The sequence below is a fragment of the Rahnella sikkimica genome, from assembly GCF_002951615.1.
Lineage (GTDB): Bacteria > Pseudomonadota > Gammaproteobacteria > Enterobacterales > Enterobacteriaceae > Rahnella > Rahnella sikkimica.
The window spans coordinates 1,937,468-1,958,118 of the sequence record NZ_CP019062.1 but is presented as its reverse complement, the minus strand read 5'-3'; the positions used below and the strand labels follow the sequence as shown (position 1 = coordinate 1,958,118).

General features: G+C 50.6%; 15 protein-coding genes, 1 other RNA gene and 1 pseudogene. 10 read left to right on the top strand and 7 right to left on the bottom strand.

The window, feature by feature from the left end; translation table 11 throughout:
• Positions 1–57: 57 nt before the first annotated feature.
• Both BV494_RS08880 and ppsR read right to left on the bottom strand, forming a co-directional pair.
• The gene (locus tag BV494_RS08880) at positions 58–1,104 is read right to left on the bottom strand and encodes a 3-deoxy-7-phosphoheptulonate synthase (protein WP_104922546.1); all 1,047 of its coding nucleotides are present in this window, start codon (positions 1,102–1,104) and stop codon (positions 58–60) included.
• 127 nt (positions 1,105–1,231) lie between these two features.
• Positions 1,232–2,053 (bottom strand): posphoenolpyruvate synthetase regulatory kinase/phosphorylase PpsR, encoded by an 822-nt coding sequence (gene ppsR, locus BV494_RS08875; protein WP_104922545.1) that lies wholly within the window; start codon positions 2,051–2,053, stop codon positions 1,232–1,234.
• 508 nt (positions 2,054–2,561) lie between these two features.
• On the opposite strand from ppsR, the gene ppsA reads away from it, so the two are divergent.
• A complete protein-coding gene (gene ppsA / locus BV494_RS08870) occupies positions 2,562–4,937 on the top strand; it encodes a phosphoenolpyruvate synthase (protein ID WP_104922544.1) in 2,376 nt (791 codons plus the stop codon).
• 122 nt (positions 4,938–5,059) lie between these two features.
• Here the strand turns inward: ppsA and rprA are convergent.
• An RNA gene (gene rprA / locus BV494_RS08865) (antisense sRNA RprA) lies at positions 5,060–5,169 on the bottom strand.
• 189 nt (positions 5,170–5,358) lie between these two features.
• Positions 5,359–6,455, bottom strand: a pseudogene (ydiK, locus tag BV494_RS08860) (AI-2E family transporter YdiK).
• Positions 6,456–6,780: 325 nt separating this feature from the next.
• On the opposite strand from ydiK, the gene ydiJ reads away from it, so the two are divergent.
• Together ydiJ and BV494_RS08845 are read left to right on the top strand one after the other, a co-directional pair.
• Positions 6,781–9,837 (top strand): D-2-hydroxyglutarate dehydrogenase YdiJ, encoded by a 3,057-nt coding sequence (ydiJ, locus tag BV494_RS08850; RefSeq protein ID WP_104922543.1) that lies wholly within the window; start codon positions 6,781–6,783, stop codon positions 9,835–9,837.
• A gap of 16 nt (positions 9,838–9,853) precedes the next feature.
• Entirely contained in the window at positions 9,854–10,273 is a 420-nt protein-coding gene (locus BV494_RS08845; protein WP_104922542.1) for a hotdog fold thioesterase, read from the top strand.
• Positions 10,274–10,400: 127 nt separating this feature from the next.
• Here BV494_RS08845 and BV494_RS08840 read toward each other — a convergent pair whose 3' ends face one another.
• Positions 10,401–10,805 carry a hypothetical protein gene (locus BV494_RS08840; RefSeq protein WP_104922541.1) on the bottom strand — a complete coding sequence of 135 codons (405 nt, stop codon included), beginning with the start codon at positions 10,803–10,805 and terminating at the stop codon, positions 10,401–10,403.
• A 458-nt stretch (positions 10,806–11,263) separates the two neighbouring features.
• On the opposite strand from BV494_RS08840, the gene sufA reads away from it, so the two are divergent.
• The 7 genes from sufA (at position 11,264) to BV494_RS08805 (ending at position 18,297) form a co-directional block, all read left to right on the top strand.
• Entirely contained in the window at positions 11,264–11,635 is a 372-nt protein-coding gene (gene sufA / locus BV494_RS08835; RefSeq protein ID WP_104922540.1) for a Fe-S cluster assembly scaffold SufA, read from the top strand.
• 56 nt (positions 11,636–11,691) lie between these two features.
• Positions 11,692–13,215, top strand: a complete 1,524-nt coding sequence (gene sufB / locus BV494_RS08830; RefSeq protein ID WP_104922539.1) for a Fe-S cluster assembly protein SufB — start codon at positions 11,692–11,694, stop codon at positions 13,213–13,215.
• 123 nt (positions 13,216–13,338) lie between these two features.
• On the top strand, positions 13,339–14,085 hold the full coding sequence (gene sufC / locus BV494_RS08825; RefSeq protein ID WP_104922538.1) for a Fe-S cluster assembly ATPase SufC: 747 nt from the start codon (positions 13,339–13,341) through the stop codon (positions 14,083–14,085).
• Positions 14,060–15,361: a Fe-S cluster assembly protein SufD gene (gene sufD / locus BV494_RS08820; protein WP_104922537.1), complete on the top strand. Its 1,302-nt coding sequence runs from the start codon at positions 14,060–14,062 to the stop codon at positions 15,359–15,361. The genes sufC and sufD overlap by 26 nt, the downstream gene beginning before the upstream one ends.
• Positions 15,361–16,581, top strand: a complete 1,221-nt coding sequence (gene sufS / locus BV494_RS08815) for a cysteine desulfurase SufS (RefSeq protein WP_104922536.1) — start codon at positions 15,361–15,363, stop codon at positions 16,579–16,581. The genes sufD and sufS overlap by 1 nt, the downstream gene beginning before the upstream one ends.
• Positions 16,582–16,609: 28 nt before the next feature.
• Positions 16,610–17,023, top strand: a complete 414-nt coding sequence (sufE, locus tag BV494_RS08810) for a cysteine desulfuration protein SufE (protein ID WP_104922535.1) — start codon at positions 16,610–16,612, stop codon at positions 17,021–17,023.
• Positions 17,024–17,283: 260 nt separating this feature from the next.
• Complete coding sequence (locus tag BV494_RS08805; RefSeq protein ID WP_104922534.1) at positions 17,284–18,297, top strand: L,D-transpeptidase family protein; 1,014 nt, start codon at positions 17,284–17,286, stop codon at positions 18,295–18,297.
• Between the two features lie 216 nt (positions 18,298–18,513).
• On the opposite strand, the gene BV494_RS08800 is transcribed toward BV494_RS08805, so the two are convergent.
• The gene (locus BV494_RS08800; RefSeq protein ID WP_104922533.1) at positions 18,514–18,750 is read right to left on the bottom strand and encodes a major outer membrane lipoprotein; all 237 of its coding nucleotides are present in this window, start codon (positions 18,748–18,750) and stop codon (positions 18,514–18,516) included.
• Between the two features lie 293 nt (positions 18,751–19,043).
• On the bottom strand, positions 19,044–20,456 hold the full coding sequence (pykF, locus tag BV494_RS08795) for a pyruvate kinase PykF (protein WP_104924755.1): 1,413 nt from the start codon (positions 20,454–20,456) through the stop codon (positions 19,044–19,046).
• Positions 20,457–20,651 lie beyond the last annotated feature (195 nt).

The following is a 20,651-nucleotide window of genomic DNA, read 5'->3' as shown; positions in this document are numbered from 1 at the left end:
CATCAGGCAGTAAAAAGGGCAACGTGTGTTGCCCTTAAGAAGATGACTTTACAGCGATCAGAATCTTGAATCAGTCGCCTGTGCCAGCATCGACAGCAGCGTTTCAGTGTCCTCCCAGCTCAGGCAAGGGTCAGTAATTGATTTGCCGTAAACCAGCGGTTTGCCGGGAACAATCGGCTGGGTGCCTTCCACCAGGAAACTTTCGGCCATAATGCCCGCGACGGCGGTTGAGCCGCTGCGGATTTGCTGGCAAATGTCTTCTGCGACGTCCAGCTGGCGACGATGTTGCTTCTGACAGTTCCCGTGGCTGAAATCAACCACCAGACGTTGCGGCAGGTCAAATTCAGACAAGCTCAGGCAGGCCTGTTCCAGATCATCGGCGTGATAATTGGGCTTTTTACCGCCGCGCATAATCACATGGCCGTAAGGATTGCCCGCTGTGCGGTAAATGGTCATCTGACCGTTCTTATCCGGCGACAGGAACATATGGCTGGTGCGCGAAGAACGGATTGCATCAATGGCGATACGGGTGTTGCCGTCGGTGCCATTCTTAAAACCGACCGGACAGGACAGCGCCGACGCCATTTCACGGTGGATCTGGCTTTCGGTGGTGCGTGCACCAATTGCGCCCCAGCTGATAAGGTCGGCGATGTACTGGCCGATAACCATATCCAGGAACTCAGTGGCCGTTGGAATGCCTAACTGATTGATGGCCAGCAAAACTTTACGCGCCAGCTCAATTCCGTCATTCACGCGGCAGGAACCATTAAGTTCCGGGTCAGAAATTAACCCTTTCCAGCCCACGACCGTGCGCGGTTTTTCAAAATAGGTACGCATCACGATCTCTAAACGATCCTGATATTTCTCGCGCAATACGCTGAGCTTAGCTGCGTAATCAATGGCGGCTTCAATATCGTGAATAGAGCAGGGACCGACAATCACCAGAAGGCGCGGGTCTTCACCGCTGATGATTTTTTCAATACGTTTGCGTGATTCCATTACATGCTGGGCGACCGACGGGGAAATTGGCAATTTGTCTGCCAGTGCCTGAGGCGTAATCAGGCTGTCGATGCGCGTCGTACGCAGTTCATCTGTTTGTGACATGGTGTTCTCGAAAATTTGTTTCTTCGCTGCGGCAGGAATACCGGGAAGTGATGGCGATCACAATAACGTAATAACAGATGATTTCAATCACTCTCGGCAGGTTCTGCCATCCAAATCATTAAATGAATCAGAACATGCGGCGGCTCATGCCAAAGCTGTCCATAATCTTCGCTGAAATCTCCTCAACGGAATAATTCGTGCTGTTGAGATAACGAATTTGGTTTTTGCGAAATAATGCTTCAACTTCAGACACTTCCATTCTGCACTGGCGCAAGGACGCATAGCGGCTGTTTTCCACCCGTTCCTGACGAATAGCGGTCAGTCTTTCCGGGTCAATCGTCAGCCCGAAAAGCTTGTGCATATGCGGTTTCAGCGCGGCAGGAAGCTGAATGTTATCCATATCGTCGGCAGTAAACGGATAGTTTGCCGCGCGGATCCCGAACTGGAGTGCGAGATAAAGGCTGGTGGGGGTTTTACCGCAACGGGAAACGCCCAGCAAAATGACCTGCGCCTGATCGAGATTTCGCAGGGAAATGCCATCGTCGTGCGCCAGCGTGTAATCGATAGCCGCAATTCGGGCATCATATTTGCTGATATTGCTGGCGGTCAGGCCATGCGTCCGGTTTGCCACCGGTGTCGGCTCAATGCCCAGCTCGTTTTGAAGCGGGGCGACCAGTGACTGAACGATGTCCTGACAGAATCCTTTGCTACTTTCAATTATATGGCGAATATTCGGCGCAATAATGGAGTAGAACACCAGCGGACGGGCACCTGTCTTTTCGAAAATATCATTGATCTGTTGGCAAACGGCTTTCGCCCGTTCCTCGGTTTCTACGAAAGGCAACGAGTAGGTTGTCGAGTTAACCGGGAATTGCGAGAGCACGGCATGACCCAGCACTTCAGCAGTAATCGCCGTGCCATCGGAAATATAAAATACGCATCTGTCCACACTGTGCTCCTAAATTTATATCAGTTCACTTTCCCTTGTCGGGACTCCGTAAGTAATAACCAGAATTTCAGGAAATAAAAAGAATAATTCTTCTTAACGGTTATCTTCTGTTAATCCCTGCGAGACAGTGCGCAAAATGGCTGTAATAAATGAAATGGCATTTTAAATTTTCCGCGATATCTCGCAGCTTTATGAATTGCTTCAGCACAACTTCAGCCAGTTTGATAAGGTTAATTTAGTTACGAAACTAATACGGATTTACCACTGATTCATAAGGATTTATTCGAATTACGGGTTGCTGGTGAATTTCAGTGCTCTGGAATTCCCCTAAACAAAAATAGTTTAATTTGCTGGATCGATTCACCTGTCAATGTCTTATGGATCATTATGCTAGTCTCGAAATGACAACGTTGCTTATTGGCATCCTGATGGCTCAGGCAGCGATTGCACGACCGGTTTTACACTCCTACTGACTTTTACTGTGATTAAATTAAGAAAGGATTGTTTCATGGCTCATCTCGATCCCGATTTACGCAATGTTATCTGGTACAACCAACTGGGTATGAACGACGTTGATAAAGTCGGGGGTAAGAACGCATCCCTCGGGGAAATGATCACTAACTTGTCTGATCTGGGGGTTTCCGTCCCAAACGGTTTCGCCACCACGTCTCAGGCTTTTAATGATTTTCTTGATCAAAGCGGCGTTAACCATCGGATCCACGAATTACTGGACAAAACAGATGTGGATGATATCGGGCAACTGACCCTGGCGGGCGCGCAAATCCGCCAGTGGATCATTGATACGCCTTTCCAGCCTGAGCTGGAACAGTCCATCCGTGAAGCATACCAGCAGCTTTCTGAAGGCGAACCTGACGCGTCTTTCGCTGTCCGTTCCTCTGCCACCGCGGAAGATATGCCCGACGCTTCCTTTGCCGGGCAGCAGGAAACCTTTCTGAACGTTCAGGGATTTGATGCCGTTCTTATCGCTGTAAAACATGTTTACGCCTCCTTATTCAACGATCGCGCCATTTCTTATCGCGTGCATCAGGGCTACGACCACCGTGGCGTTGCGCTGTCGGCGGGCGTTCAGCGCATGGTTCGCTCTGATCTCGCGTCTGCGGGCGTGATGTTCACCATCGATACGGAGTCAGGTTTTGATCAGGTGGTCTTCATCACCTCCGCGTATGGTCTGGGCGAAATGGTGGTGCAGGGCGCGGTGAACCCGGATGAGTTCTACGTGCATAAACCAACGCTGGCCAAAAATAAGCCTGCGATTGTGCGCCGTACCATGGGCTCGAAGAAGATCCGCATGATTTATGCGCCGAGCCAGGAACACGGTAAACAGGTACAAATTGAAGATGTGCCGGCTGAGCTGAGCACCCGTTTCTCGCTGACCGATGATGAAGTGCAGGCTCTGGCACGTCAGGCATTATTAATTGAAAAACATTATGGCCGCCCGATGGATATCGAATGGGCGAAAGATGGTCATAACGGCAAGTTGTATATTGTGCAGGCACGTCCTGAGACAGTGCGTTCAAACGGTCAGGTGATGGAACGTTATCAGCTCAATGGCAGCAGCAAAGTTCTGGTGGAAGGGCGTGCAATCGGCCACCGCATCGGTGCCGGACCGGTGAAAATCATCCATGACATCAGTGAAATGCATCATGTGAAAGCCGGTGACATTCTGGTGACGGACATGACGGATCCGGACTGGGAACCGATCATGAAAAAAGCGTCAGCCATTGTGACTAACCGTGGTGGACGTACCTGCCATGCGGCAATTATTGCCCGTGAACTGGGGATCCCCGCCGTAGTCGGTTGCGGCGATGCGACTGAAAAACTCAAAGAAAACCAGAAAGTGACCGTGTCCTGTTCAGAAGGCGATACTGGCTTTGTTTATGAGGATGAGCTGGACTTCACCGTGCAAAGTTCAGAGGTCGATGAGCTGCCGAAGTTACCGCTGAAAATTATGATGAACATCGGCAATCCGGACCGGGCTTTTGATTTTGCCTGTCTGCCGAATGAAGGTGTCGGGCTGGCGCGTTTAGAATTCATCATTAACCGCATGATCGGCGTACATCCAAAAGCGCTGCTGGAGTTTGACACTCAGCCACCAGAACTACAGGAACAAATTAAGAAGATTATTCAGGGCTACGACAGTCCGCGTGAATATTATGTTGCCCGTCTGACGGAAGGGATTGCCACGCTGGGCGCTGCATTCTGGCCTAAACGTGTGATTGTGCGTTTATCCGATTTTAAATCGAATGAATATGCCAACCTGGTCGGCGGCGAGAAGTATGAACCGCACGAAGAGAACCCGATGTTAGGCTTCCGTGGTGCCGGTCGATATGTTTCAGACAGCTTCCGCGATTGTTTTGCGCTGGAGTGCGAGGCAATGAAACGGGTTCGCAACGATATGGGGCTGACCAACGTTGAAGTGATGATCCCGTTTGTCAGAACCGTGGCGCAGGCTGAGGCTGTGGTGAAGGAACTGGCCAATCAGGGGTTGAAGCGCGGAGAAAATGGCCTGAAGGTCATTATGATGTGTGAAATCCCGTCGAATGCGTTACTTGCCGATCAGTTCCTTGAGCACTTTGATGGCTTCTCAATCGGTTCAAATGACATGACCCAGCTGGCGCTTGGGCTGGATCGTGATTCCGGCGTGGTCTCTGAACTCTTTGATGAGCGTAATGAAGCGGTCAAGGCTTTGCTTTCAATGGCAATCAAAGCCGCGAAGAAGCAGGGCAAATATGTTGGTATTTGCGGTCAAGGCCCGTCAGACCATCAGGATTTCGCCCAGTGGCTGATGGAAGAAGGCATCGACAGTTTGTCGCTAAATCCTGATACCGTTGTACAAACCTGGCTGGCGTTAGCTGAGAAGTAAATAACGCTTCAGGGATTCAGTAAGAGAAATAAAGGCTATTGCTCTCGGGCGATGGTCTTTTTTTTAGACGTTAAACCGGAATAGAAAGTGGCGACGTAATTAACGGAGTGAGCGGATTATAATAAAAAAAAAGCCCGTCATTAGAGACAGGCAAAGACTACACACAGCAATTGGGGTATACCTGCTCAAGGGAAAGCCTGTATATAAATCAGTGGGTTGAAATCCGAACTGTTAATAATACTAGATTTCTCAAGATATTTAGTCTGTAAGAATCGTCCTAATAGGTATTATTCTCATACTAATAGATGAGACCGTATGTTTGTGGAGGTTTCAAAATAGGAAGAAGTCATGAGGAATAAAGAAGAGGGCGTTGCCTTTTAAGAACCAAAGGCAACGCTGGTGAAGCTAATTCGAGGAACAATTATTCATCGAGGGCTTTGAGTGCTTCTTCCGGATCGGTAACCGGTTCTGGCGCTTCGTTGACCCACAGAGAAATCAGGCGATAGGACACTGCCAGAACGACAGGCCCGATAAAGAGGCCAATCATACCGAAAGCGAACAGGCCACCAATAACACCGGATAAAATCAGCAGCATCGGCAAATCTGCACCCATACGAATAAGCACCGGACGCAGTACATTATCGAGCGAGCCAACAACGCAGCTCCAGATCAACAGCACCGTACCCCAGGTATTATCACCCGACCAGTAGAGCCAGATAATGGCCGGAATGAGCACCAGTAAAGGCCCGATTTGCGCGACGCAGCATACAAACATCACCACGGTTAATACCGTCGCATAAGGAATACCAGCGATGGCCAGCCCGATACCGCCGAGCACGGACTGAACGATTGCCGTCACCACGACGCCAAGCGCCACGGCGCGAATCGCCTGCCCGGCAAGAATAACCGCCGCATCGCCGCGTTCAGCTGCCAGTCGAACAGCAAAGTGACGGATCCCCATTGCGACCTGTTCACCGCGGCTATAAAGAAGGGCGCTGAATAACAGCATCAGAGAACAGTGAACGATAAACCGGCCCAGATGCCCTGCCTGCGTGACAAACCACGAAGCCGTCTGCCCGACGTAAGGCTGAACTTTGCTCATCAGCGCATTACCGCCGCCGTTGATGAGGGCATGCCAGCCGCTGTAAAGTTTATGGCCGACCAGGGGAATTGAATTCAGCCAGTTGAAATCCGGCATATGCAATGTTGACGGGTTAGTCGCAATACCTACCAGCGGTGCGCCATTTTCAATCGCGCTGCTGACCAGTAAGGCGATAGGTAAAACAAATAACAGGATCAGCAACAGCGTCATCACGATGACGGCCAGAAAACGCCGCCCCAGAGAATTCGCTGTAATTTGATCATCAGTGGCCAGGTCGCAATCACCACCATCCCCGCCCAGGCAAAGCCCAGGATGAAAGGCTGAACAATCCAGATACTGGCAATGGTCATCAGTGCAATGAACAGTACCCCGAACATAATCCGGGGCAAATCGTAACGTTTAATAGGGAGATTCATTCATGTTTCTCATTTGGATAAACGAAGTAAGGCACGCGCCTTGTGCCTTAGAACAACAGTGACATCGGAAAAGCTATAAATAAGCATGGAACATCAGGTTGCTTTTGGATAGCGCCGCACAAAAATAGTTGCAACGCGTTGTTGCGAGACGTGCTTTTTGCGGCGTGCTGTGAAACAAATGCAACAAAGGTCAACCAGACGAAGCGCTTAAAAACGAAGTATGTTAGTTTTTATTCTGGGTAAATAACAGGGTGGATCTGCCTCGCAGATCCGGCAGGTCGCCTCGGGCCCGCCAGGCATACAACAAAGACAGAGTCATAATTCAATGATCCCACAAATTTCTCAGGCACCGGGTGTCATCCAACTGGTGCTCGATTTTTTGGAAGCGCTTAAAAATAACGGTTTTACCGGTGATGTCACCACGACTTATGCCGATCGCCTGACGATGGCAACTGATAATAGCGTTTATCAGCAGTTACCTGATGCCGTCCTATTCCCTGTCGCCACGCCCGATGTTGCGATGATTGCACGTCTGGCCGGGCAGGAACGTTTTAAAACGCTGGTCTTTACGCCGCGTGGTGGCGGTACCGGTACCAACGGCCAGTCGCTGAACCGTGGAATTGTGGTTGATATGTCCCGTCATATGAACCGCATTTTGGATATCAACGTCGGACAAGGTTGGGTAAAGGTCGAAGCCGGTGTGATTAAAGACCAGCTCAATGATTACCTTCGTCCTTTGGGTTATTTCTTTTCTCCGGAGTTGTCGACCAGTAACCGCGCGACGCTCGGCGGTATGATCAATACCGATGCGTCCGGACAAGGCTCGCTGGTTTACGGCAAAACATCCGATCACGTTCTCGGTGTTCGTGCAATTGTGCTCGGCGGCGATATGCTCGATACCGTTACGATGCCAGTCGCGCTGGCGGATAAACTCGGTGAAGAAGATTCGGTGATCGGGCGGATTTACCGTACGGTGCTTAATAGCTGCCGCGATAATCGTGCGCTGGTTATTGAAAAATTCCCTAAACTTAACCGCTTTCTGACGGGCTATGACTTACGCCATGTTCTGAGTGATGATCTGCAAACCTTCGATCTGACCCGAATCCTCACGGGCTCAGAAGGTTCGCTGGCTTTCATTACCGAAGCGCGTCTGAATATTACGCCAATTCCAAAAGTGCGGCGTCTGGTGAATATCAAATATGATTCCTTCAACTCTGCGCTGCGCAACGCACCTTTCATGGTGGAAGCTAAAGCGCTGTCGGTTGAAACCGTTGATTCAAAAGTCCTGAATCTGGCCCGTGAAGATATTGTCTGGCACAGCGTGCGTGATTACATCACCGACGTTGAGGGCAAAGACATGCAGGGGCTCAACATTGTTGAGTTCGCAGGCGATGATGGAGACCTGATCGAAGATCAGGTGAGTGCGTTATGCGAGAGGCTGGACGGCCTGATGAGCGACAAAGAAGGTGGCGTTATTGGCTACCAGATTTGCGCCGACCTGCCCGGGATTGAACGCATTTATAATATGCGCAAGAAAGCCGTCGGTTTGCTGGGCAACGCGAAAGGGCAGGCCAAACCGCTGCCTTTTGCGGAAGATACCTGCGTGCCGCCGCAACATCTGGCCGATTACATCGTTGAATTCCGCGCGTTGCTCGACAGCCATAACCTGAGTTACGGGATGTTTGGTCACGTTGACGCCGGTGTTTTGCACGTCCGCCCTGCGCTCGATATGTGTGATCCACAACAGGAAATGTTACTGAAGCAGATTTCCGATGAAGTCGTTGCCCTGACGGCGAAATACGGTGGTTTGTTGTGGGGTGAACACGGCAAAGGTTTTCGCGCTGAATACAGCCCGGCATTCTTTGGTGAAGCGCTATTTCATGAGTTACGCCGGATCAAAACCGTATTTGACCCGGACAACCGTCTGAATCCCGGCAAGATTTGTGCGCCTCTGGAATGCGATGAGCCCATGATGAAGGTGGATGCGCCGAAACGCGGCACCCTTGATCGCCGGATCCCGCTGGAAGTGCGTCAGTCGTTCCGCGGAGCCCTCGAATGTAATGGCAACGGCTTGTGCTTTAACTTTGATGTGAAAAGCCCGATGTGTCCGTCGATGAAAATTACCGGTAGCCGGATCCATTCTCCGAAAGGGCGTGCGGGTCTGGTGCGTGAATGGCTGCGTCTGCTTTCAGAGCAGGGTGTTGATCCGCTGGCGCTGGAAAATGCGTTGCCAGAAAAAGGCCTCAGCTTGCGCAGCCTGATCGACCGCACGCGCAATACCTGGCATGCCAACAAAGGGGAATACGACTTCTCCCATGAAGTAAAAGAAGCGATGTCGGGTTGCCTGGCTTGCAAGGCGTGTTCGACACAGTGCCCGATCAAAATTGATGTTCCCGGTTTCCGTTCGCGCTTCCTGCAGCTTTATCACACCCGCTATCTGCGCCCTGCGCGTGATCATTTCGTGGCAAGTGTCGAAAGCTATGCTCCGATCATGGCGAAAGCGCCAAAGCTGTTTAACTTCTTCCTTAAACAGCCTTGGGTGCGGGAAATGAGCCGCAAAAGTATTGGCATGGTGGATTTACCTTTACTGTCGTCCCCGACGTTACGTGAACAGTTGCTGGGGCATCGCGCCAGCAAGATGACACTCGAACAGCTGGAAAAAATTCCTCCGGCCCAGCGCGGCGAATACGTTCTGGTGGTGCAGGATCCGTTCACCAGTTTCTATGATGCGCAGGTCGTGGCTGATTTTGTCCGGTTAATTGAAAAACTGGGTCTCAAACCGGTTCTGCTGCCTTTCTCGCCGAACGGAAAAGCGCAGCACATCAAAGGATTCCTGACGCGTTTCGCGAAAACAGCGCGCAAGACGTCTGTATTCCTCAACCGTGTGGCGCAGTTAGGTATGCCGCTGGTGGGTGTCGATCCTGCATTAGTGCTGTGTTATCGCGATGAGTACAAAGAGATCCTTGGCGAATCACGCGGCTCGTTCCAGGTTCAGCTGGTACACGAATGGCTGGATAACTGGCTGGGCGAACGACCGGCGCAGCAACAAAGCGGAGAATCCTGGTATCTGTTTGGTCATTGCACCGAAAGCACTGCATTGCCAAACAGCAGTAAAGAGTGGGGAGATATCTTTGCCCGCTACGGTGCGAAGCTGGAAAATGTCAGTGTGGGATGTTGCGGAATGGCAGGCACTTACGGGCATGAAACCAAAAACCTTGAAAATTCGTTGGGGATTTATGAGTTGTCCTGGCATACCTCTTTACAACGGTTGCCGCGCCAGCGCTGTCTCGCGACAGGCTATTCATGCCGCAGTCAGGTAAAACGGATTGAAGGAAACGGCGTTCGCCATCCGTTGCAGGCATTACTGGATATCATCCCTTAACCGATAAGGAAGCACGATGTCATTGTGGAAAAGGAACACGAACCTTGAGGCGCTGAACCAGCGCAGTCAGGGATGCATGGTCGGGCATGTGGGAATTGTATTCACTCAGTTGGGTGACGATTTTCTTGAGGCGACAATGCCGGTAGATGCACGCACAACTCAGCCGTTTGGCCTGTTACACGGCGGAGCATCGGTGGTTCTGGCGGAAACTATGGGTTCAATGGCCGGATATCTTTGCACTGAAGGCCATCAGACGGTTGTGGGTGTTGAGATTAATGCCAGCCACATGAAATCGGCGAGAAAAGGGGTTGTGCGCGGGGTTTGCCGCGCACTGCGAACCGGAAAACGCAGTCAGGTCTGGCAGATTGAAATATTCGACGAGCAGGACGGTTTGTGCTGCGTTTCAAGGCTGACCACAATGGTCGTTGATCATTAAGTTCAGGTCATTGCGTTGGTGCTTTTTTCAGCGAAATAACAGTTAGCTGAATGCAAAAGGCGGATGCACAGCAAGGTGTCCGCCTTTTTATTTGCCTTAATTCTTGCTCTGACACGTTGAAAACCGGTTAAAGCTGGAACGGAACCCGCTTGGCAAAGTCAGTTTGAAATGCCGTTGCTTTTTCCCAGATGCCCATCATGGCATAATACTGGCAAATGAGTTTTAGCGTGTGTCTGGCAAAATGATAGCTCTGAACATGGAAGAGTTCACAGCGCACAACGCTGTTGATCTCAAGGATCAGCCGGTTGTGGAGTTTACAAAGCGCGTGAAGGTAACTGTGATCGTCCCCGTTTTGCAGGCAAAGATTGGCCATATCCAGACAAATGCTGTTAAAGCGTTTGAGCTGGCAAAGATGCGCGTCCGGGCGTCGTAAGGCGGCATCCGCCATATAGAAATCCACGGTGGCGTCGCGGACACTCGATTTGTAGTCGTCTATCTTGCCCTGCAACCACGCATTAACCGATTGAGCCATTCTCAGTATTCCGGGTTATCTGAATGATAATCATTATCAAAGAATGAGTATCATATTGGCAAAAAATCGCCGGATCAACGTTTTCATCCGGTTTTTTTGATTTTGTTGCGCCAGAACAACTAAGCAAAAAGAGCTTTAATTATTTTGATTGTGGTGAATTCATAAATAGGCATTTCCGATGAATGTTTTATAATAGACACAATGAAAGCTATTAAGCCACACAAAATGCAAGGTTAATTTTAATTTTTAACAAAAAATTGACAACTTATTCAATCAGTTGATGGTCGCGGTGTTCAAGACCCGCCAGCGGCCGGATGTAAACCCGATGCACATTGAGCGACGTTCCTCGTGCGCAATCGCTATAACCTCTTAAAACAAGAGGTTGAAGTGATAAATCTTATCACTAGAATAGAGACAATAGGTCTTGTCTATGACCGTAAAAATATGAGGTAAGACAGATGCAAACTGAAACTGTCGGCTCTTTTTCTTTAGACGACAACGTATGGCAAGGTGTGATCCTGACTGATTCTGCGGCCAAACAGGTGAAGAACCTGATGGAACAGGATCCTGAAGTCAAAGGTCTCCAGCTCTCGGTGAAACAATCGGGCTGCGCCGGCTTTGGCTACGTTCTGGATTTAACCAAACAACCGGCCAGCGATGACCTGGTGTTTGAGCATGACGGCGCTTTGCTGTTTGTTCCGCTGAAGGCCATGCCTTTTATCGACGGAACCGAGGTGGATTTTGTCCGCGAAGGGCTGAATCAGATATTTAAATTCAATAATCCTAAAGCTCAGCATGCCTGCGGATGTGGTGAAAGTTTCGGCCTTTAAGTCAGCGCCGGGCAAACAGTCATTACGATTATTGTAAACAAAGCGATGTAACCAACATGTCACGAAGCAACGTAGAAATTCCAGATGATGTGCAGTCTTGGGTCGGCGAGGAGACGAATTATAAGGAAGGGTTCTTCACTCAGCTGGCAACCGATGAATTAGCATCAGGCATCAACGAAGATGTCGTGCGTGCCATTTCCGCAAAGCGCAATGAGCCGGAGTGGATGCTGGAGTTCCGTCTGCAGGCTTATCATGCCTGGTTGAAAATGGAAGAACCTCACTGGTTGAAAGCGTATTACACGCCCCTCGACTATCAGGATTACAGCTATTACTCCGCGCCATCTTGTGGCAGCTGTGATGATACCTGTGGTTCACAGCCTGGCGCTACGCAACAACCTCCTGAAAATTCTCACAGCATTCCTGCCCCCGACGGTAAAAACTACCTGACCAGCGAAGTTGAAAAGGCGTTTGAACAGCTGGGCGTTCCTGTGCGTGAAGGGAAAGAAGTGGCGGTCGATGCCATTTTTGACTCCGTCTCCGTTTCCACTACGTACCGTGAAAAACTGGCTGAGTCTGGCGTCATTTTTTGCTCATTCGGTGAAGCGATTCACGAATACCCCGATCTGGTGCGTAAATACCTCGGTACCGTTGTGCCCGCGCAGGACAACTTTTTTGCTGCACTGAATGCAGCAGTCGCCTCTGACGGTACCTTCGTGTATGTGCCTAAAGGCGTACGTTGTCCGATGGAGTTGTCCACGTATTTCCGTATCAACGCGGCGAAAACCGGTCAGTTCGAACGTACCATTCTGATTGCTGACGAAGGCAGTTACGTCAGCTATATCGAAGGTTGCTCCGCACCGGTTCGTGACACCTATCAGCTTCACGCGGCCGTGGTTGAAGTCATTCTGCATAAAGATGCGGAAGTGAAATATTCCACCGTGCAGAACTGGTTCTCCGGTAGCAAAGACAGCAGCGGCGGGATCCTGAATTTCGTGACCAAACGTGCATTGTGTGAAGGTGCGGGTTCGAAGATGTCGTGGACGCAGTCTGAAACCGGCTCGGCAATTACCTGGAAATACCCGAGCGTTATCCTGAAAGGCGATAACTCAATCGGCGAATTCTTCTCCGTTGCACTGACCAGCGGGAAACAGCAGGCGGATACCGGCACCAAGATGATTCACATTGGTAAAAACACCAAATCGACCATCATCTCCAAAGGGATTTCCGCAGGCCACAGCCAGAACAGCTATCGCGGTCTGGTCAAGATCCTGCCAAGTGCTGAAAATGCCCGTAACTTCACGCAGTGTGACTCCATGCTGATTGGTCCGGACAGCGCAGCACATACTTTCCCGTATGTTGAAGTGCGCAACAACACCGCGCAGCTGGAGCATGAAGCCACGACCTCAAAAATCGGCGATGACCAGCTGTTCTACTGCCTGCAACGTGGCATCAGCGAAGATGACGCGATTTCCATGATTGTTAACGGTTTCTGTAAAGATGTCTTTTCCGAGCTGCCGCTGGAGTTTGCTGTCGAAGCACAGAAACTGCTGGCGATCAGCCTTGAACACAGCGTCGGTTAATCTTCCGCACGTTTTTCCTCCCGCCGCCGCGTGGTGTGACGCTGGCGCCGGGCAGGTTTGAGTTCAGCACAGTCAAAGCATAAACAGAATTATGAGCGCGCAGGCGCAAACTCAAGGATACGTATGTTAAGCATTAAGAATTTGAAGGTCCGTGTCGAAGAAAAGGAAATTCTTAAAGGACTTGATCTCGAGATCAAGCCGGGTGAAGTACACGCCATCATGGGCCCGAACGGCTCAGGTAAAAGTACACTCTCCGCGACACTGGCTGGCCGTGAAGATTACGAAGTGACCGAAGGCACCGTAATGTTCAATGGTAAAGATTTGCTGGATCTCGCCCCGGAAGATCGTGCAGGTGAAGGCGTGTTTATGGCCTTTCAGTACCCGGTAGAAATCCCCGGCGTGACCAACCATTTCTTCCTGCAAACTGCGGTAAACGCGGTACGTAAGTACCGCGGCCAGGCTCCGATGGATCGCTTTGATTTCGCCGATTTCATCGAAGAAAAAATTGCCATGCTGAAAATGCCTGCGGATTTGCTGACCCGTTCAGTAAACGTAGGTTTCTCCGGCGGTGAGAAAAAGCGTAACGATATTCTTCAAATGGCGGCCCTTGAACCAAGCCTGTGTATTCTGGATGAAACCGACTCCGGTCTGGACATCGATGCGCTGAAAATCGTTTCTAACGGTGTTAACGCACTGCGTGACGGCAAACGTTCATTCGTTATTGTGACCCATTACCAGCGTATCCTCGACTACATCAAGCCTGACTACGTGCACGTTCTGTATCAGGGCCGCATTGTTAAATCCGGCGATTTCACCTTGGTTAAACAGTTAGAGGAGCAGGGTTATGGCTGGCTTACCGACGAAGAGTAATGCACCTGCAGCGGGCAGTTCGCACGCCATGCAGCAGCTTTACCGTCTTTTTGAAAGCCGTGGTGGTGAACAATCTGCTCACGCGCACGCACACTGGCAACAGGTGCTTCGTCTTGGTTTTCCACATGCAAAACTGGAAGACTGGAAATACACGCCAGTATCTTCACTGCTGGGCAATCAGTTCTTCGCCCCGCAGCAGCAGGCTCTGACGGTTGAGAATGTGAAATCACTGGCTTTGCCGCTTGATTGCTATCGTCTGGTTTTCGTGGATGGTCGTTTCGATGCGAGCCTGAGTGACGAAAACACGGGTGCTTTCGAAATTGAAAAACTGAATGCGGCTGCGCAGCAAACGCTGCCGGATCCGATTCAGTCCGAAGTCTTTTTGCACCTGACGGAAAGTCTGGCAGAGGATTCTTTCGCTGTGCGCTTGGCTGCCGGTAAACAGGCTGATAAGCCGTTGTATTTACTGCACCTGAGCAGCGGTCGTGACCAGTCACGTGAAATGAACACGGTTCATCATCGTTATCATATCGAGATTGAAAACGGTGCCAGCGCGGAAGTCATCGAACATTACCTGAGCCTCAACGATCACGGTCATTTCACCGGTGCGCGCATGACGGTGAAAGTGGGCGATAATGCCGGTTTCGCGCATTACAAACTGGCGTTCGAAAGCCAGGCCAGCTTCCACTTCTCGCACAACGACCTGGTTATAGGGCGCGATTCCCGTGTTTCCAGCCACAGTTTCCTTCTGGGCGCGGGCCTGACCCGTAATAACACCAGTGCGCAACTGAACGGCGAAAACAGCGATCTGAATATCAACAGCCTGGTATTGCCTGTTGATTCTGAAATTGCTGATACCCGTACTTACCTGGAACACAACAAAGGCTATTGCAACAGCAATCAGATGCACAAAGTGATCGTGAACGATCGTGCCAAAGCGATTTTCAACGGCATGATCAAAGTGGCGCAGCACGCTCTGAAAACCGACGGCAAAATGACCAACAACAACCTGTTGCTGGGCAAGCACACTGAAGTTGATACCAAACCTCAGCTTGAGATTTATGCCGATGACGTGAAATGTAGCCATGGTGCCACTGTGGGTCGTATCGACGACGAACAGCTTTTCTATCTGCGTACCCGTGGGATCAGCGGCCAGGATGCTCAGCAAATGATCATCTTCGCATTTGCGGCTGAACTGACGGAAGCCATTGAGAATGAAACCCTGCGTGAAGTCGTGATTGCCCGAATTGCAGGCCGACTCAATCGAGGTGCGTAATGAGTTTTCCACTGGAAAAAGTACGTAGCGATTTCCCTGTGCTGAGCCGTGAAGTTAACGGCCAGCCGCTGGCCTATCTGGACAGTGCCGCCAGCGCACAAAAACCGCGTCAGGTTATTGACCGTGAGATGTCATTCTTCGAGCAGGGTTATGCTGCGGTTCACCGAGGCATTCATACCCTGAGCGCGGAGGCGACTGAGCAGATGGAAAACGTTCGTGCTCAGGCTGCCCGCTTTATGAATGCGGCGTCAGCGGAAGAGATCGTCTTCGTAAAAGGCTCTACGGAAGCCATTAATCTGGTCGCCAACACCTATGGCCGCGCATTATTGCAGCCAGGCGACCGCATTATTCTGACTGAAATGGAGCATCACGCGAACATCGTTCCCTGGCAGATGCTGGCGAAAGAGCGTGACCTGCACATTGACGTCTGGCACCTCACTCCGGACGGTGAACTGGATTTATCCCAGCTTGAAAAGCTTATTACGCCGCGCACTAAACTGCTGACGCTGGCGCATGTGTCGAATGTGCTGGGCACTGTTAACCCGATCGAAAAAATCATTCCTCAGGCGAAAGCTGCCGGTCTGACCGTTCTGGTCGATGGCGCGCAGGCGGTCATGCACCATGCGGTGGATGTTCAGGCGTTGGGTTGTGATTTCTATGTCTGGTCCGGGCACAAGCTCTACGGGCCAACAGGGATTGGTATTCTTTACGGCCGTAAAGAATTGCTCGACCAGATGCCTCCTTGGGAAGGTGGCGGCTCAATGATTAAGCACGTCAGCCTGACCGAAGGGACGACCTTTGCGGCGGCACCGTGGCGCTTTGAGGCCGGCACGCCAAACACCGGCGGTATCATGGGGCTGGGCGCAGCTATCGAGTATGTGACTGAACTGGGGCTGGAGAATATCCACGCTTATGAGCAGGAGCTGATGAGCTATGCGCTTGAAGCGATGGCGCAGGTGCCTGACATCCAGATCTACGGCCCGGCTACGCGCGCTGGCGTGATCGCGTTTAATCTCGGCAAACACCATGCCTATGACGTGGGCAGTTTCCTCGATCAATACGGTATTGCCATCCGCACCGGTCATCACTGCGCGATGCCATTAATGTCCTTCTACGGTGTTCCGGCTATGTGCCGCGCCTCACTGGCGATGTACAATACCCGCGAAGAAGTCGACCGGTTGGTCGCAGGATTGCAACGTATTCACCGGCTGTTGGGTTAATCCTGACAGCCCTGAGCAGGACGTCGTTATGGCTTTGCCAGATAAAAATAAGTTAGTCAGAAATTTTGCCCGATGCCCGAATTGGGAAGAAAAGTATCTGTACGTGATTGAACTGGGCGGGCAGCTGGCTGTTTTGCCTGAAGAACATCGTCAGGACAAAAACCTGATTGCGGGCTGTCAGAGCCAGGTTTGGATCGTGATGAGTCTGGATGAAAGCGGTGCGCTGACTTTTGAAGGCGACAGTGATGCCGCAATCGTGAAAGGTCTGGTGGCTATCGTATTCAGCCTGTATCAGGGCTTAACGCCTCGCGATGTGGTTGAACTGGATGTGCGTCCGTTCTTCACGGAACTCGAACTCAGCCAGCATCTGACGCCTTCCCGCTCTCAGGGGCTGGAAGCGATGATCCGTTCGATTCGCGCTAAAGCGGCTGTATTGGCTTAACGCCGTTCTCTGGCTGCACCTTTGCTCATTAGGAATTGTCTGCTAATGAGCAAAGTCATTTCTTCACATCTCCCTCTCTGAACCCATTTACTCCTGATTTTTCAACCCACTATCTCCTGTGAATTTACTCACGTATCCGTAAGGTAACTTTCTGATTTTCTGTGGTTTGATTGCCACGCGATTCTGCGCTGCTAGTATTATCAGACGAGATAATTGTCTTGCTTCAGATGGTCTGAATGCGAGCCGAAAAAGGACTGAGTATGAGACGCGCATTACCCCTTCTGGCAATGTTGGTTGGCACATTTCTGACAACACATTCCATGACCGCAGGTGCAGCAGAATATCCCTTGCCGCCGGACAACAGCCGCCTGATTGGCGAAAACACCACTTATGTGGTGCCCAATGACGGTAAACCTCTGGAAGATGTAGCAGCCAAATACCAAATCGGGCTGATTGCGATGCTGGAAGCCAATCCGGGCACAGACCCGTATTTGCCGAAAGCGGGCACGGTGCTGACCATTCCTTCGCAAATGCTGCTACCGGATACCAAGCGTGAAGGGATTGTGGTGAATCTCGCGGAACTGCGCCTGTACTACTATCCGAAGGGCGAGAGTAAAGTCGTCGTTTATCCGATTGGTATTGGTCAGTTAGGCCGGAATACGCCGGAAATGGTGACTTCGGTAAGCCAGAAGATACCGAACCCGACCTGGACGCCAACGGCCAACATCCGTAAAGCCTATCTGAAAGACGGTATCACGTTGCCGGGTAGGGTTCCGGCGGGACCAGATAACCCGATGGGGCTGTTTGCTATGCGTCTTTCTGCGGGGACAGGTCAATATCTCATTCACGGAACGAATGCGAACTTTGGTATCGGTATGCGTGTGAGTTCGGGTTGTATTCGTCTGCGCCCGGATGATATCGAGGCGTTGTTTAATTCCGTGCCAAAAGGCACCCGCGTCCAGATAGTCAATCAGCCCATCAAGTTTGACGTCGAGCCGGACGGCAAACGCTACATCGAGGTGCATCAGCCGCTGTCACATACCGAGAAAGACGATCCGCAAACTAAACCCATTCTTTTGACTGCTGCGATGAAGAAATTCATCAAAAGCGATGATACGAACGCAGAGATTGTGAAAGAGGCCATCACGCGCCGTTCAGGAATGCCTGTCGTGGTCAGTGTAGGTGATAAAGCGACGGATGTGCCAGCGGCAGCCAACGCACCACAAACGGTCTCTGCGGATGCTCCAGCGGTAACGACGGCAAGCACGCAATAACGCTATTCAGAAACGTTTTAGACGCGATTTTCCCTAAAGGAGCCGGTGCGGCTCCTTTATTGTTTCTGAAGCTCAGGAGGTTGGGCAGAACGTTTAAAATGGGCAAGCGCGCAGGAGTGAGTGTTCAGGAAACGAAAAAGCAGATTGGGGAGCGGACGGAATGACAGGCAAAAAAAATGGCGCACTGAGTGCGCCATTGAACTAGAGAAGTAAATATTACTTCTTGTAAGCGTGAGCTTGGTTGTCAAGACGTTGGTTAGCGCGAGCTGCGTCTTCTTTAGCTGCTTGAACGTCAGAACGGATTGCGTTCACGTCGTTGCTCAGTTGGTCAACTTTAGAGTTCAGAGTAGAAACGTCTGAAGACAGTTGATCGATTTTAGCGTTGCTTGAACAACCAGCCAGCATAGTTGAAGCCAGGATTACAGCGCCCAGTACCAGTTTAGTGCGATTCATTATAAAACCCTCTAGATTAAGTTAATCTCCATGTAGCGTTACAAGTATTACACAAACTATTTTCTAATGAGAATAATTTTTTGCCGGTAAACGCTATATTTTGATTGTTCGCTCAAAGAAGCATCTTTTTTTACGAAAAAGTTAAAAATTGCAGCGAAAACAGCCTTATTCCATGGGAATTATCCCACTTTTGCAGCTAGTGCTTTTCGTGCATTTTAAGTAAAAAGAGCTTTTTTGAAGAAACAGACGCTACATTATGAAGCGTCCATTAATGCCTTTGGTCACGTTTTTAATTAAACAACATGCACCGAAGAAGTATTGGTTGTGCCGCTTTGTACCAGCGCGCCAGAAACCATCACAACGATATCGCCTTTTTGGGCCAGACCGCTTTCGATCGCCGCTTCTTTACCGATACGGTAGAAATCATCTGTAGAAGCGATTTCGTTCACCAGCTGAGTGACAACACCTTTGGTGAGGATCAGCTGACGTGCAGTGATTTCATTGGTGGTCAGAGCCAGGATTGTGGCGTGCGGGAAGTATTTACGCACAGCTATAGCAGATTTACCACCGCTAGTTGCAACAACGATCAACTGTGCATCCAGTTTTTCTGAAGTTTCTACCGCGCCACGGCAAACAGCTTCGGTGATACGCAGTTTGCGGTTATCATTCTGACCATCGATACGGCTTTGCATTACGCGGTCAGTACGGTCGCAGATGGTGGCCATGATGGTCACAGCTTCCAGCGGATATTTGCCTTTCGCACTTTCACCAGACAGCATGACAGCATCGGTGCCATCGATGATGGCGTTAGCGACGTCGCCAGCTTCTGCACGGGTAGGGCGCGGGTTTTTGATCATGGAATCGAGCATTTGCGTTGCGGTGATGACCACTTTGCGTGCGCGGTTACATTTTTCAATCATCATCTTCTGCGCGAAGATAACTTCTTCGACAGGGATTTCAACGCCGAGGTCACCACGAGCAACCATGATGCCGTCTGAGGCTTCGAGGATTTCGTCGAAGTTGTTCAGGCCTTCCTGGTTTTCGATTTTGGAGATGATCTGGATGTGTTCGCCACCGTGTGCTTTCAGGTGTTCACGAATTTCCAGAACGTCAGAACGTTTACGGATGAAAGAAGCCGCAACGAAATCAACGCCTTGCTCGCAACCGAAGATCAGGTCACGCTTGTCTTTTTCAGCCAGTGCTGGCAGTGCGATAGAAACGCCCGGCAGGTTAACGCCTTTGTTTTCGCCCAGGTCGCCGTTGTTCAGCACTTTACAGGTCACTTCAGTTTCAGTGACGTTAGTGACTTCCATGCCGATCAGACCATCGTCGACCAGAATGGTGTTGCCAATTTTAAGGTCAGCAGCGAAACCCTGATAGGTCACCGCAACGCGTTCAGTGTTACCAATAACGCTCTGATCGGTGGTGAAGGTGTAGGTCTGCCCCGCAACCAGGGAAGCGTCTTTGCCGCCTTCCAGTTTCATGGTACGGATTTCAGGACCTTTGGTGTCAAGCAGGATTGCGGCTTTATGACCGGTTTTAGCCATAACGTTGCGGATGTTTTGGATGCGCTGACCGTGCTCTTCGTAATCACCGTGAGAGAAGTTCAGACGCATAACGTTCATGCCTGCATCAAGCAGTTTGGTCAGCATTTCTTCGGATTCGGTTTTCGGCCCGATGGTACAAACAATTTTGGTCTTTTTCATGACGATTTTATCTACAAGTTGTGATGGAATGGAAAAGTGTTTGCCTGACAGCATCGCTGCCCGCGCGGAATTGAGGTGTTGCCTGGTTGAATCAAATCATTACTAAGCGTAGAAGACTGTGAAAGGAATGGTGTAGTAAGTTCAGCCAAAGCATAGCGATTTGTGCGATTTATCATCGCTACTGGAGTGGTCACG

What these genes read in the sequence shown, in the direction of transcription:
- BV494_RS08880 (WP_104922546.1), bottom strand. Translation starts at nt 1,104, where the DNA reads ATGTCACAAACAGATGAACTGCGTACGACGCGCATCGACAGCCTGATT.
- ppsA (WP_104922544.1), top strand. Translation starts at nt 2,562, where the DNA reads ATGGCTCATCTCGATCCCGATTTACGCAATGTTATCTGGTACAACCAA.
- ydiJ (WP_104922543.1), top strand. Translation starts at nt 6,781, where the DNA reads ATGATCCCACAAATTTCTCAGGCACCGGGTGTCATCCAACTGGTGCTC.
- BV494_RS08845 (WP_104922542.1), top strand. Translation starts at nt 9,854, where the DNA reads ATGTCATTGTGGAAAAGGAACACGAACCTTGAGGCGCTGAACCAGCGC.
- BV494_RS08840 (WP_104922541.1), bottom strand. Translation starts at nt 10,805, where the DNA reads ATGGCTCAATCGGTTAATGCGTGGTTGCAGGGCAAGATAGACGACTAC.
- sufA (WP_104922540.1), top strand. Translation starts at nt 11,264, where the DNA reads ATGCAAACTGAAACTGTCGGCTCTTTTTCTTTAGACGACAACGTATGG.
- sufB (WP_104922539.1), top strand. Translation starts at nt 11,692, where the DNA reads ATGTCACGAAGCAACGTAGAAATTCCAGATGATGTGCAGTCTTGGGTC.
- sufC (WP_104922538.1), top strand. Translation starts at nt 13,339, where the DNA reads ATGTTAAGCATTAAGAATTTGAAGGTCCGTGTCGAAGAAAAGGAAATT.
- sufD (WP_104922537.1), top strand. Translation starts at nt 14,060, where the DNA reads ATGGCTGGCTTACCGACGAAGAGTAATGCACCTGCAGCGGGCAGTTCG.
- sufS (WP_104922536.1), top strand. Translation starts at nt 15,361, where the DNA reads ATGAGTTTTCCACTGGAAAAAGTACGTAGCGATTTCCCTGTGCTGAGC.
- sufE (WP_104922535.1), top strand. Translation starts at nt 16,610, where the DNA reads ATGGCTTTGCCAGATAAAAATAAGTTAGTCAGAAATTTTGCCCGATGC.
- BV494_RS08805 (WP_104922534.1), top strand. Translation starts at nt 17,284, where the DNA reads ATGAGACGCGCATTACCCCTTCTGGCAATGTTGGTTGGCACATTTCTG.
- BV494_RS08800 (WP_104922533.1), bottom strand. Translation starts at nt 18,750, where the DNA reads ATGAATCGCACTAAACTGGTACTGGGCGCTGTAATCCTGGCTTCAACT.
- pykF (WP_104924755.1), bottom strand. Translation starts at nt 20,456, where the DNA reads ATGAAAAAGACCAAAATTGTTTGTACCATCGGGCCGAAAACCGAATCC.